An 11,368-nucleotide genomic window follows, 5' to 3' on the forward strand; every position below is an offset into this window, starting at 1 on the left:
AGACACCATCACCGAACCGTCACCACAACGGCAGCGGGTCACCGAAGCGAAGAGTCACGACCACAGCAGCAGAACCAAGGCCACCCTGCCAGCCAACCTCAGGCCGGCCACGAAAACCCTCACAGCGTAGCGACGGCCAATCAGACACTGTGACGCGTGTCACAACCTCCATGTGTTCTACGCCACACTCTGCGTAGACTCCGGGCACGATCTCAGACCTGGCCCCCGTGGCCGAACTGAAACCCCCGCAGGAGGCAGTCGTATGCCCCATCCGTTCGTCGTCCCGCAGGTAGCAGATGTCGAAGTCACCGGCGGCGATCTCGCCCTCGTGGCCATCGTGGCAGCGATCGCCCTCGGCTCGCTGGGCATGGCCGTGCTGTTCAGATCGGAGGTCCTCCGCGCCGGCGAGGGCACCCCGAACATGCAGCGGATCGCCCAGGCCGTCCAGGAGGGGGCCAACGCCTACCTCACCCGCCAGTTCCGCACGCTGACGGTCTTCGCGGCCATCGCGTTCGTCGTCCTGCTCGCGCTCCCGGCCCACACGGTCGACGGCGCGAGCGGGCTGCAGTCGGAATGGGCGGTCCGGATCTCCCGGTCGATCTTCTTCCTGGTGGGAGCCGGGTTCTCGGGGGCGGTGGGCTACCTCGGCATGTCGCTGGCGGTGCGCGCCAACCTCCGGGTCGCGGCGGCGGCCAACGAGCAGGGGCGCGACCCGGCGATGAACATCGGCTTCCGCACGGGCGCCTTCGTCGGGATGTTCACGGTCGGACTGGGCCTTCTCGGCGCGAGCGTGGTGGTCATCGTCTTCCAGGAGACGGCGCCCAACGTGCTGGAGGGCTTCGGGTTCGGTGCCGCGCTGCTCGCGATGTTCATGCGCGTCGGCGGCGGCATCTTCACCAAGGCGGCCGACGTCGGCGCCGACCTGGTCGGCAAGGTGGAGCAGAACATCCCCGAGGACGACCCGCGCAACGCGGCGACGATCGCCGACAACGTGGGCGACAACGTCGGTGACTGCGCCGGCATGGCGGCCGACCTGTTCGAGTCGTACGCCGTCACCCTGGTCGCGGCGCTGATCCTCGGCTCGCAGGCGTTCGGTGACAAGGGCCTGGTGTTCCCGCTGATCGTCCCGGCGATCGGTGCGCTGTCGGCGATCGCCGGCGTCTACCTCACCAAGCCGCGGGCCGGCGAGAGCGGGCTGAAGACCATCAACCGGGCCTTCTACATGTCGGCCGCGGTCGGTGCGGTCGCGAGCGCGGTCGCCGCGTTCGTCTACCTCCCCAGCGAGTGGAGCGAGCTCGGGTCCGGTGCGACGGCCGACCTGTCGCCGCCGGTGTTCGCGGCCGGTGCGGTCGCGATCGGCATCGTGCTGGCGGCGGCGATCCTCGCCCTCACCGGCTACTTCACGGGGACCGAGCACCGGCCGGTCAAGGACGTCGCCCGGACCTCGCTGACCGGCCACGCCACCGTGATCCTGTCCGGGCTCTCGGTCGGCTTCGAGTCCGCGGTCTACACGGCGATGGTGATCGGCGCTGCCGTGTTCGGTGCCGCGCTGCTCGCGGGCGGCTCGACCGGCCTCGCGCTGTTCGCGGTCGCGCTGGCCGGCTGCGGCCTGCTGACCACGGTCGGCGTGATCGTCGCGATGGACACCTTCGGCCCGGTCTCCGACAACGCCCAGGGCATCGCGGAGATGTCCGGCGACGTGAGCGAGGAGGGGGCCCAGATCCTCACCGAGCTCGACGCGGTCGGCAACACCACGAAGGCGATCACCAAGGGCATCGCGATCGCCACCGCAGTCCTCGCGGCGAGCGCCCTGTTCGCGTCCTACACGCAGAGCGCGTACGACGAGGTCGGTGCCGCGCTGGACCAGGACTTCCTGGTCTACGACGCCAAGCTGATCGTGGGTGCGCTGCTCGGCGCCTGTGCCGTGTTCCTGTTCTCGGGCCTGGCGATCAACGCCGTCGGCCGCGCTGCCGGTGCGGTCGTGATGGAGGTACGCCGCCAGTTCCGCGACATCCCCGGGATCATGGAGGGCACCGCCCGTCCGGAGTACGGCCGGGTCGTCGACATCGTCACCCGCGACTCGCTGCGGGAGCTGGCCACGCCGGGCATCCTGGCGATCCTCGCCCCGGTGGCGGTCGGCTTCGGGCTCGGCGTAGGGCCGCTGGCCGGCTTCCTCGTCGGGGCGATCGCCACCGGCACGCTGATGGCGGTGTTCCTCGCCAACGCCGGTGGCGCCTGGGACAACGCGAAGAAGCTGGTCGAGGACGGCCACCACGGAGGCAAGGGCTCGGAGGCGCACGCGGCCACGGTCACCGGCGACACCGTGGGCGACCCGTTCAAGGACACCGCCGGACCGTCGATCAACCCGCTGCTCAAGGTGATGAACCTGGTGTCGTTGCTGATCGTCGGCGCCGTCGTCAGCCTCTCCTACGGCGAGAACGAGAACGACGTGGTCCGGATCCTCATCGCCCTGGCGGCGGCGGCGGGCATCTTCGCCGCGGTCTACATCTCCAAGCAGCGCGTCTCGACCATCGGGGACGACGCCCCGCAGCCCGCTGCAGCCGAGTCCGCCTGAGGATGCGACGACTCCTGGCCGCGCTGGCGGCGACCCTCGTGGTCGCTGCCAGCGCGGCCGTCGTCGTCCCGGCCCGGGCCACGACGCCCCGGACGACCGCGGCGTCGTACGTCGAGACCTCCGTCATCATCGGTACGTCGACCCGCGGCCGCCCCCTTCGCGCCTACTACCGCGGCGAAGAGGGCGCGCCGTACGTCCTGCTCGTGCTCGGCCAGATGCACGGCGACGAGAAGGACGGCATCGCGACCGCGCGCTGGATCCGGGACCACGCGCATCCCCGCCCCGGCACCGGAGTCTGGGTGGTGCCGACCCTGAACCCCGACGGCAACGCCCGCGGCACCCGCACCAACGGCCGGGGCGTCGACCTCAACCGCAACTGGCCCACGAGCGGCTGGTCGGGTGCCGGTCGCGGCAGCCGGTACTGGGGCGGTCCGCGTCCCGCGAGCGAGCCCGAGACCAGGGCGATGATGGCGTTCCTGGCCCAGGTCCAGCCGGACCGGGTCGCCTCGATCCACCAGCCCCTGCGGGCGATCGGGCGCGGCGGTCACGGGAGGTGGGAGAAGCGGCTGGCCCGGTTCCTGCACCTGCCGCGTCGCCACCTCGGCGTCGGCAACCCGTCCGGGACCGCCGCCCCGACGCTCACCGCCTGGTACGACACGACCCTCGGCGAGCACGGCGCCGCCACCACGATCGAGTACGGCGCCCGCACCAGCCACCGCTACCGCACCCGGGTCGCCGGCCGCGGCATCCTGCGCGCCGCCCGCGTCCTCTGACGGCGCCGCCGACCCGGAAGTGGCGAGGGTTTGCCGAGGTGGGGTGCCGGGTAGGTCGGCGCCATGACGATGCGACGTGCCCGTTTCCGTCGGGCGATGGCCATGGCGGCCGGAGCGCTGGTCCTCCCGGCGCTCGCGATCACGGGCCTCGGCTCGCCGGGCGCCGCTGCCGACGACACGCACCACCGCCCGGCGAAGGCCGGCAGCTTCCAGGTCTTCCCGGTGCCGACCCCCGCGGCCGGGCTCGGACGGATCGTCACGGCACCCAACGGTGACATGTGGTTCGTGGAGAAGAAGACCAACAAGCTCGGCCGGATCACTCCGTCCGGGGCGTTCACCGAGGTCGGGGTCGACCCCGGCTTCGGTGCCCTCAACGACCTCGACGTGGACGGGACCGGCAATCTCTGGCTGGCGTTCGCGGGCGGCGTCGCGCGCCTCCACCCGAGCAACCTCGGCACGGGTGTCTCCTACGAGACTCCCTCCCGGTTCGTCCGGGAGGTCCGAGTGGGACCGACCGCGACCTGGGGAGCCGGATCGACCGCCAACCCGGGCGTGGTGCGGATCGCCGGCGGCGGCTGGACCTCGGATGCCGTGCCGGAGTGCGCCGAGGCGCTCGGTCGCGGCCGCGACGGCCTGATGTGGTGCGCGGACCTCGATCGGCTGGTCCAGCTCAACGAGGCCGGGACGAGCGGCGTGACCCATCCGCTACCGGCGACCGCGACCTATCCCCACTCCATCGCCGCCGGTCCCCACGGCAAGATCTGGTTCGGTCGTGACGACGGCGGGTCCATGTTCACCTCGCCCGCGCGGGGCAACATCGGCTGGGTCGACGACAGCGGCCAGGTCCACACCCTGCGCACCGGCGACCGTACGGCGCCCCGCAGCCTCGTGACCGGAGCGGACGGCAACGTCTGGTTCACCAGCGTGGGCGCGGCGAAGGGCATCGGCCACGTCAACGCCGCGGGCGTCGGCGCGGTGGTCCAGGTCGGCAGCTACGAGCCCACCGCCCTGACCTACGGCGCCGACGGCGCGATCTGGTTCACCGACGAGGCCGACAACTCGATCGTCCGGGTCCCGCGCGAGAGCCTGTGGGTCACCAACGTCAACGTCGGCACCGGCTCGCAGCTCACCCCGCACGCCCAGCCGCCCGCCACCGCGAAGAAGAAGGTCAAGGCGGACAAGAAGCGCAAGAAGGCCACGCTGACGATCAGCTGCGGCAGCGGTCTGGTCGCCTGCTCGGGCACCGTCGTGGTGAAGGCCGGCAGGGCGAAGGCCGCAACTGGCGCGTACGCCGTACCCGTCAGCAGCAGCGGCAAGGTCAGGATCACGCTGACCAAGGCCGGCCGCAAGCTCCTGCAGCGCAGTGCGAAGGTCAAGGTCACGGTCGTGCTGAACGCCGCCACCGGCGCGCAGAGCACGAAGAAGGCCACGCTCACCCGCTGACCCCGACGTCGGTCCGGCCCCAACATTGGGGTCGGACCCTGACGCGGCGCACCTGCCCGACTGGCGCAATGGCACGGTGACCAGAACACTGCGCTACCTCGCCGTCCTCGTCGCGCTCCTCCTCGGGACCGGCCTGCTCCGGCCCGCGCCGGCCTCGGCCGACGACCCGGGCAAGTGGTACGACGGCGGGATCCGGTACTCGACGATCACGAACTGTCCCTCGCTCATCCAGGGCACGCCCTACCTCGAGAAGGGCGCGGGCGCGTACGCCGGCTACTGGGCCGACCCCGACAGCGGAGTCCCGGCGGCAGGGCAGACGTTCTGGATCCACTACGCGTTCTACGGCATGGGCATGCCGTGCTCGGGCGGCACCTACTTCTCCCCGACGATCTACCTGCCGGACGGCGTCACGTTCGACACCAGCCAGCAGATCCGGTGCGGGTACGACGGCAGCGGCGGCGCCGCGCCGCAGGGCAACTGCCCCGGCTGGGACCACATGTCGGCCGGGACCTACTCCAACAACCAGGACTCGGGGCTGTGGGGCGTGGCGCAGGGCCACCACTGGGAGTTCCAGTTCCCGGTGAAGGCGTCGCACGCGATCTCGGGCGCTGACATGCTGATCGCGGTCAGGACCGCGGACGGGAACAACAGCCCGACCCTCAACCTGCTCACGTCGATCTACGTCTTCAACGGCGGCGGCCAGCCGCCCTCGGGGCCGCAGGTCCTCTACGACACCCCGTCGACCATCAACGCGGCGACCGCTCCCGACGGCAGCCAGGCGCGGTACGGCTTCTACTCGACGTTCAACGCGATCACCAACCACGTCGGCGGCAACCTCGGGGTGCAGCTGAGCCCGAACCAGTCGACCGGCTGGCAGCTCGAGCTGCCCTGCGGTTCCTACTGCACCGACACCACGGGCGCGTCGCTGTGGACGACCTGGGACGAGTCCGCCTTCCCGCCGCTCACGCCCGGGGCGACGTACTACTGGCGTGGATATTTCAAGCCCACCAGCGGCGCCATCGTCTACGGGTCCTGGCAGTCGTTCACCGTCGGGGCCTCCGGGAGCGGTGCCACCAGCGACCCCGGCGGACTGGGCAGCACGGGCGGCGGCGCGCCGGGCGGGCTGTCGGGCGGCACCTCCCTCGGCGGCACGATCACCGCGATCAAGGCCGCCGCGACGGTGAAGGCGAAGGCCAAGGGCACGTTGCGTGCAGGCAAGCGCGGCAGGCTCAGGGTCACCGTCACCTCGGCCCGCGGCGCGACCGGCACCGTGACCGTGACCGAGAAGGGCAAGGTCGTCGGGACCGGGGTGCTCGCCGGCGGGACGGCCGTCGTACGTCTCAAGAAGCTCAAGGCCGGCAAGCACAAGCTGGTCGTGAGCTACGGCGGCGACGCGGCGGCCGGTCCCGCCGCCGGCAAGGCGAAGGTGACCGTGCGGTAGCGCGCGACTCAGGCGAGGCCGTCGAACGGACGGACCTCGACCGTGCCCCGGCACACCCGCGACGCCTCGGCGGCCAGCCGCAGCGCGACGTCGAGGTCGGGCACCTGGATCACCCAGAAACCGGCGATCGCCTCCTTGGTCTCCAGGTACGGGCCGTCGGTCATCACCGGCGCCTCACCCTGGCCGTCGACCACGGTGGCGGTCGTCGCGGGGGCCAGTCCGCCGGCGAAGACCCAGTAGCCGTCGGCCTTGAGCTGCTCGTTGAAGGCGCCGGTCTCGGCGAAGGACTGCTCCATCTCCTCCTTCGACCCGTAGCCGTAGAACTCGTCGGTCGTCTCGGTGGGTCCGTGCACGGACATCAGGTACGTCGTCATGTCGTCGCTCCTCGTTCGGGCGGTCCCGGTGACCGCCTCCTGTCCTCACCACGAACGCCACCACACGGATCCGACAGCCGCCACCCCGGAAATTCCTTCCGACATTTCTCGGGGCCGGTGTCGATCCGCGGCGGCGGCGTTCGTGGTACCAGCACAGGCAGGCCACCGGGCCCGCCGCTCACACCCAGGAGCAGAGATGTCCACCACCACCGCCACCCCGGCCCCCGTCACCACCGTCGTCGCCCCGGTCCGCCGTACCGTCTGGAAGCATGGCGTCGCCGCCGCGGGCGCCGCCTCCGTCGTGACCAGCACCCTCGCCGCGGTCGCCTCCGCCGCCGGCATCTCCTTCGCCGACCAGACCGGCGTCTCGATCCCGGTCCTCGGGTTCACCCAGCTGACGTTCGTGTTCTCGCTGATCGGCGTCGGCCTGGCCGCCGTCCTCGCCCGCAAGGCGCGTCGCCCGCGGGCGACCTTCGTGCGGGTGACCGTCGCGCTCACCGTGCTCTCGCTGGTGCCCGACGCCACCTTCGGCTTCGACGTCGCCTCGGCCATCAGCCTGATGACGCTGCACGTCGTGGCCGCGTCCATCGTCGTCCCGGTCCTCGCTGGTCGGCTGGCGCAGCGTCGGTGATCGCCGGCGGACGCGCGCCACGGCAACTACCGTGGCGCGCGTGGAGGGACCCGAGGCCGAGACCGGCCCGCGCACGCTGCAGGAGGCCGCCGGCCTCGTGCTCGTCGGCGCCGCGGACCAGGCGCGGGAGTTCCTGGCGGCGTGGACCGCGGAGCACCCCGACGACGTCGACGGCTGGTTCCTGAGCACGATGGCCGCCGCCGACCTGGCGGAGCAGCTGCCCGCGGTCACGGAGCTGCGCCGCCTGGCCCCCGGGCTCGGGTTCGCCCACCTCGTGGCCTTCGCCGCGCTGCGCGAGGCCGGCCGCCTGAACGACGCGCTGGACGCGCTCGAGCGGGCCCACGCGCTGACGCCGGAGCTCGGCGTACGTCGTGCCCGTGGCTCCGCAGTGGAACCGCTCGGATGTCCCGACCTTCCGTCGCCGCTGGCGGCCCCGGCCCCGGTGTCTGCGGAGGTCCTGCAGCGGCGGATCGTCGCCGGCTGCGCGGGCGACGACCTCGATCGGGTGGCGCTGGACGCCCGCTGGTGGACCCAGCTCGCCCCGGAGAACCCGCGTGCCTGGCGGATGCTGGCCCTCGTCAACTTGGCGCTCGGCCGGGACGACCGTGCGTCGAACGCGGCCCGGCACCTGCTCGACCTCACGCCGCAGGACCCGGCCGCCCAGCAGCTCGTCGTCGAGACGCAGACCGGGCTCGTCGTCGCGCCGCCGCAGCCCGGTCCGGCGCCCGACCCGGAGCAGGTCGACGCCTGCTGGTCCCGCGCCCAGCAGGCCGGGACCGACGACGACCACGAGACCGCGCTGCGGGAGCTGATCGCCCTCGCCCCGCACGTCCGCGACGGGTACGCCGACCTGAGCCTGCTCCTCGCGCGGGCCGGCGACCTGACCGGCGCGCTCGAGATCGCCGAGGCCGGGGCACGACAGGCCCGTCGTACGGCTGCTCCGGACGGTTGGCTCCCGCCGCCGCGCTGGACCGCAGCGGTGGTGGCGCGGTGCGACCGCGCGTGGCCGGATCCGGACGCCGAGGGTGACTGGGCGGCGCTGATCGCTCCGGCCCGGACCTGGGTCCAGCTCGACCCGGCCGCGGTGGCGCCGCTCGTCCTGGTGAGGGAGGCCTGCCGCCGCCTCGACCGCCCGGCCGAGGCGGCCGAGGCGCTCCGCCGGGCCCGGGCGATCGAGCCCCGCGACCGGACGGTGCGCCGGATGGCGAGGGCAGAGCGCTGGGACGACCGGCTCGACGCGCTGGCGCGCATCGACGCGGCCGGCGACTACTACCACCCGGGCCCGTCGGTGCGGCTGGCGATCTGGCTCGTGCTGTGCCTGCTCAGCACGCTTCTCCTCGCACTGCTGGACGACCCGCCTGCCAAGCCGCTCGCGATCGCACTGATGACGATGCCGACGGTCGGCGCCGTGCTGATGTACCGGGCCCGGCCCGACGACGGCACGCTGCGCGGCTTCCTCCGCGCTCTGACGCCGCTGGTGCGGATCGGGTCCGTCGCGGCCCTCGCCGTCACCGCGCTCGTCTGGCTCGTCGGGCTGGCCGGAGCCGTGTAGGCAGGGTCGAGCACCGGCGGACTAGCGTTGTCCCGTGCTGCCGATCTCCCTCGCCGCCCCGCTGCGCGACGCCCTGCTCACCGCCGACTTCACCTACGACGCGGTCAGCGAGCTGATCGGCCCGGAGGGCCACCAGGCGCTGTCGCGCAACGAGACCACGCCCGGCCGCCGGCGTACGACGGACGGGAGCCCGCTCGCGACGCTGGTGCGGCTGTTCCTGCTCCAGACCGCGGTGCCGGTCGAGGACGCGGAGCGGGCGCTGCCCGGGCTGGTCGACAAGCTCGCCAACGCGGGCGCGCTGGCGCAGAGCGTGGGGGAGGTCGCGGCGCGGCTCGACGTGCGGCCGTACGCCTCCGAGGAGGGCGACCTGTGGGTCGTCAGCGACCTGACGCCCGGCCTCGACGGCGTCGCGACGAAGGTGACCGGCGACTACGTGCTCGGGATCAGCCCGGCCTCGTCGAGCCTGGCCCAGCTGACCCTGCGTCACGACGTCGGCAGCGCCCTCGACCTCGGCACCGGCTGCGGCGTGCAGGCGCTGCACCTGGCCACCCACAGCGACCGGGTCGTCGCCACCGACGTCAACCAGCGGGCGCTCGCGATCGCCCGCTTCAACGCGGCCCTCAACGACGTCGACGACAAGGTCGACGTGCGCGACGGGTCGTTCTTCGCGCCGGTGGCCGGCGAGCGGTTCGACCTGATCGCGACCAACCCGCCGTTCGTGATCTCGCCGGCCACCGGCGAGCGGCTCGTCTACCGCGACTCCGGGCTGCCCGGCGACCAGGTCGTCGAGCACATCGTCCGTACGGCGCCCGACCACCTCACCGACGGCGGCTGGTGCCAGGTCCTCGCGAACTGGGTGATCGACCGCGACCGGCCGTGGGACGAGCGGCTCGGGACCTGGCTGCCCGACGAGTGCGACGCGCTGGTCGTGCAGCGCGAGGTGCTCGACCCGGCGTCGTACGTCGAGCTCTGGCTCAAGGACGCCGGCCACCACCCGGCCACCGGAGGCGACCCCGCGTCGTACGCGCACCGCTACGACACCTGGCTGTCTTGGCTCGAGGAGCAGGGCGTCGGCGGGATCGGCTTCGGGTGGATCAACCTGCGCCGCCGCGAGGGCGCCGCCACCGCGACGCTGCACCGCGACCTCCTCGAGTGGCCCTACGACGTCGAGCAGCCGATCGCGCCCGCCATCGCCGCTTGGGCGGAGTCGGCGCAGGCCGCGGGAGCGCTGGACGCCGACACCCGGCTGGTGATCCGCGAGGACGTCATCCAGGAGACCAGCGGCGCGGTCGGCGCCGAGGACCCGGCGGCGATCGTGCTGCGCCAGCAACGCGGCTTCCGGCGGGCCCGCAAGGTCGACACCGTCACCGCCGCGGTCGCCGGTGCCTGCGACGGCGAGCTGCCGCTCGGACCGCTGGTCGACGCCGTCGGCCACCTGCTGGAGCGCGATCCCGCCAGCCTGCGCGAGGTCTACCTGCCCGAGCTGGCCGAGCTGGTTGCCGAGGGCTTCCTGGCACCGGCCGACTCGTAGGCTGGTCCCCGTGACGAACGCAGGCTGGTACCCCGACCCCGCGGGCGCGCCCGACACCTACCGCTACTGGGACGGTCAGGCGTGGAGCCAGATGACCACCACCCAGCCCTCCGGCGGTGCCCGTCCGGCCGACACGCCCGCGACGCCGCCGCCGGCCGCGCCCACGCAGTACGGCGCCGTACCGACCCCGCCGCCCCCGCCCGTCCAGCCGGGCGCGCCGACGCCTCCCGCCCCTCCGGCGTACGGCGGCGGCTACCCCCAGCAGTGGAGCCCCACCCCCACACCGGGCGGCAGCGGTGGCGGCAGCAAGACGGTCGTCATCGTGATCGCCGCGGTGGTGGCGCTCGTGCTGCTCGGCGTCGGTGGCTTCTTCGGGATCCGCGCGATCACCGGTGACGACGACAACGGCGACCGCAAGGCCGACGACAGCTCGCAGGACCAGAAGTCCGACGAGTCCGGTCCGACCGACCAGCCCTCCAGCACGGTCAAGCCCACCGGGATCCAGTGCACCGGCGGGACCCCGGCACCGGCGACCGACCCCGACCCGGCCGCCGCGGACCTCACCGGCGGCGGGCTCTCGATCCCGCGCAACTCGGCGTACGAGCTCGCGACCGGCGACCAGGTCTCGTTCGCGTTCGCGAACGCGTTCGTCCTGCAGTACACCGAGGTCGAGGACAAGTGGATCAGCCTGACCGGCGTCGGCGCCCTGCCGCGCGCCAACGGCTTCGACGACCTGGCGAGTGCCGCCGAGGTGGTCATGCAGTGCCTGACCGGCAGCGACAACGTCTACCGCGGCTTCACCGGTCGCACCGACAAGGTCAACGAGGAGACGACGGTCGACGGCAAGCCGGCGTACCGGATCTCCGCCGAGGTCCGGGTCACCGACGCCGAGGTGAGCGTGGAGGGTGACCTGACCGACGTGATCGTCGTCGACACCGGCGACCCGGCGTCGTACGGCATCTACATCGGCATGGCCGCGCTCGGCCACGACGACCTGATCAGCACCAACGAGGCGGTCATCGACCAGATCAAGGTCGGCTGACCCACC

Annotated in this window: 9 protein-coding genes; 8 read left to right on the forward strand and 1 reads right to left on the reverse strand. The window is 72.8% G+C overall.

Translation table 11 applies throughout. The annotated features are described in order from the left end of the window. The first annotated feature begins 262 nt into the window (after nt 1–262). The 4 genes from ACZYRU_RS19010 (at nt 263) to ACZYRU_RS19025 (ending at nt 6,232) form a co-directional block, all read left to right on the forward strand. Nucleotides 263–2,575, forward strand: a complete 2,313-nt coding sequence (locus ACZYRU_RS19010; RefSeq protein WP_488958664.1) for a sodium-translocating pyrophosphatase — start codon at nt 263–265, stop codon at nt 2,573–2,575. Between the two features lie 2 nt (nt 2,576–2,577). Beyond that, nucleotides 2,578–3,348: a M14 family zinc carboxypeptidase gene (locus tag ACZYRU_RS19015; RefSeq protein ID WP_488958665.1), complete on the forward strand. Its 771-nt coding sequence runs from the start codon at nt 2,578–2,580 to the stop codon at nt 3,346–3,348. A gap of 63 nt (nt 3,349–3,411) precedes the next feature. Further along, nucleotides 3,412–4,791 (forward strand): Vgb family protein, encoded by a 1,380-nt coding sequence (locus tag ACZYRU_RS19020; RefSeq protein WP_488958666.1) that lies wholly within the window; start codon nt 3,412–3,414, stop codon nt 4,789–4,791. A 76-nt stretch (nt 4,792–4,867) separates the two neighbouring features. Further along, nucleotides 4,868–6,232: an Ig-like domain-containing protein gene (locus tag ACZYRU_RS19025; protein WP_488958667.1), complete on the forward strand. Its 1,365-nt coding sequence runs from the start codon at nt 4,868–4,870 to the stop codon at nt 6,230–6,232. A gap of 8 nt (nt 6,233–6,240) precedes the next feature. Here the strand turns inward: ACZYRU_RS19025 and ACZYRU_RS19030 are convergent, their stop codons facing one another. Continuing rightward, nucleotides 6,241–6,606, reverse strand: a complete 366-nt coding sequence (locus ACZYRU_RS19030) for a YciI family protein (protein ID WP_488958668.1) — start codon at nt 6,604–6,606, stop codon at nt 6,241–6,243. A 196-nt stretch (nt 6,607–6,802) separates the two neighbouring features. Here ACZYRU_RS19030 and ACZYRU_RS19035 point away from each other — a divergent pair, with 196 nt between their 5' ends. The 4 genes from ACZYRU_RS19035 to ACZYRU_RS19050 are packed head-to-tail and all read left to right on the forward strand — an operon-like array spanning nt 6,803 to nt 11,362. Then, nucleotides 6,803–7,237: a DUF6069 family protein gene (locus ACZYRU_RS19035; protein WP_488958669.1), complete on the forward strand. Its 435-nt coding sequence runs from the start codon at nt 6,803–6,805 to the stop codon at nt 7,235–7,237. A 40-nt stretch (nt 7,238–7,277) separates the two neighbouring features. Next, a complete protein-coding gene (locus tag ACZYRU_RS19040) occupies nt 7,278–8,789 on the forward strand; it encodes a tetratricopeptide repeat protein (RefSeq protein WP_488958670.1) in 1,512 nt (503 codons plus the stop codon). 34 nt (nt 8,790–8,823) lie between these two features. Beyond that, nucleotides 8,824–10,320, forward strand: a complete 1,497-nt coding sequence (locus tag ACZYRU_RS19045; RefSeq protein WP_488958671.1) for a DUF7059 domain-containing protein — start codon at nt 8,824–8,826, stop codon at nt 10,318–10,320. A gap of 10 nt (nt 10,321–10,330) precedes the next feature. Continuing rightward, nucleotides 10,331–11,362 (forward strand): DUF2510 domain-containing protein, encoded by a 1,032-nt coding sequence (locus ACZYRU_RS19050; RefSeq protein WP_488958672.1) that lies wholly within the window; start codon nt 10,331–10,333, stop codon nt 11,360–11,362. Nucleotides 11,363–11,368: the final 6 nt, after the last annotated feature.

The organism is Nocardioides sp. F233 (assembly GCF_057813895.1).